Annotated in this window: 2 protein-coding genes; one reads left to right on the plus strand and one right to left on the minus strand. The window is 49.8% G+C overall.

All coding sequences use genetic code 11. The features are described 5' to 3' along the window. Nucleotides 1-591: 591 nt before the first annotated feature. A complete protein-coding gene (locus O9295_RS17795; protein ID WP_288034240.1) occupies nt 592-1,305 on the minus strand; it encodes an LLM class flavin-dependent oxidoreductase in 714 nt (237 codons plus the stop codon). Here O9295_RS17795 and O9295_RS27935 point away from each other — a divergent pair. Continuing rightward, complete coding sequence (locus O9295_RS27935) at nt 1,200-1,445, plus strand: hypothetical protein (protein ID WP_288034241.1); 246 nt, start codon at nt 1,200-1,202, stop codon at nt 1,443-1,445. The two genes, O9295_RS17795 and O9295_RS27935, sit on opposite strands and share 106 nt — an antisense overlap. Nucleotides 1,446-1,554: the final 109 nt, after the last annotated feature.

Genomic DNA, 1,554 nt, shown 5'->3' on the forward strand with positions numbered 1-1,554 from the left:
TGGGAGTGGTCGGGGGGAAAATCCCTGGACTTTTTCCCTGAAAATTAGGTAATTTACCCGATGAAAATGGGTAAAACCCCACACCCCACACCCCACACCCTACACCCTGCCCCTAGGAAAAACTTTTTCAGCAGACCCTAATTAGGTGATTTCTGACAAAGAGTTTACCTAATCTAATCAACTTAAAAAATAAGGGGAAAATAGTTAGGGCTCTTCGGTAGATACTATACTGGAGACGGTTTGTGAATCTTACAAGTCTTATCCATCAAGAGTTTCAGAATCATAATCACCCCGTCTGCATAAGTCTGCATAATAAGTGCCGAAGAACCAACCATTATTACTTAGGGTTTGCTGAATAAATCTAAAAACCTTGTTGGATAAGGCTTTTAGACTTTTTTGACCTCAAAAAGTCCCGACCCTTGCAGTGATTGAGGGGAAAATTCCTGGACTTTTTCCCTGAAAATTAGGTAATTGACCAGGTGAAAATGGGTAAAACCCCACACCCCACACCCCACACCCCACACCCTGCCACCAGGAAAAACTTTTTCAGCAGACCCTACTTATTCCACAGATTTAGAACACTAGCGGAAATTAGATATGGGCAACGATCTCGCCGAAAGGAGCGAGAACCTGAACGGGTTGGGGTCGGATCGGCGCGCTCTCTACTGGTAAACGGGGAAACAACAGTTCGGCGGCCCGGTAGGCTTCCTCTAGATGGGGATAACCGGAGAGAATAAACGTCTCGATGCCGAGATCTCGGTATTCGAGCAGACGGCGCGCTACCGTATCCGCATCCCCCACGAGAGCGGTTCCCGCTCCCCCGCGTACCAAACCCACCCCGGCCCAGAGATTTGGGCTAATTTCCAAGGCGGCGCGACTGCCGTTGTGCAATTGACTCATCCGCCCTTGCCCTTCCGAGTCCATGCGCGCGTAGGCGTTTTGGGCGGTGGCGATCGCTTCCTCGTCTACATAGCGGATCAATGTCTCCGCCGTCTCCCACGCTTCGCTGGCCGTTTCCCGGACGATAACGTGTAAACGAATGCCGAATCGGAGCGTCCGACCGCGGGCCTCGGCTAAACGGCGCACGGTGATGATTTTTTCGGCCACCGCGGACGGGGGTTCGCCCCAGGTCAGATAGACATCGACGTGTTTAGCGGCGATCTCGTGGGCGATGGGCGAGGAGCCACCGAACCAAAGGGGTGGGTGGGGCTTCTGTACGGGGGGAAACAGGACTTTTCCTCCCTCGATCCGCAGGTAATCGCCTTGAAAGTCCGTGTTCGGTTTCGATAATAGTTGTCGCCACACCGTTAGAAATTCATCGGTTAGACGGTAGCGATCATGATCCTGTGGATTACAAAATTCGCGATCTGGGCAATTGGATTGTCAATGAAAAATTCCCGGAACCGAATTTTTATGGTTCTTCGTTACTTGGTATGGTTCGATAGGGGGGCATAAATCGACTAAATCCTTATCTGGTAAGAGACTTAATTGATTAGTTCGCTCTATATCAAAAACAATTAACAAAAATCGCTAAATGCCTTTCTATATAAGGGT

This window comes from Microcystis sp. LE18-22.4A, assembly GCF_027531105.1.
Taxonomy (GTDB): Bacteria; Cyanobacteriota; Cyanobacteriia; order Cyanobacteriales; family Microcystaceae; genus Microcystis; species Microcystis aeruginosa.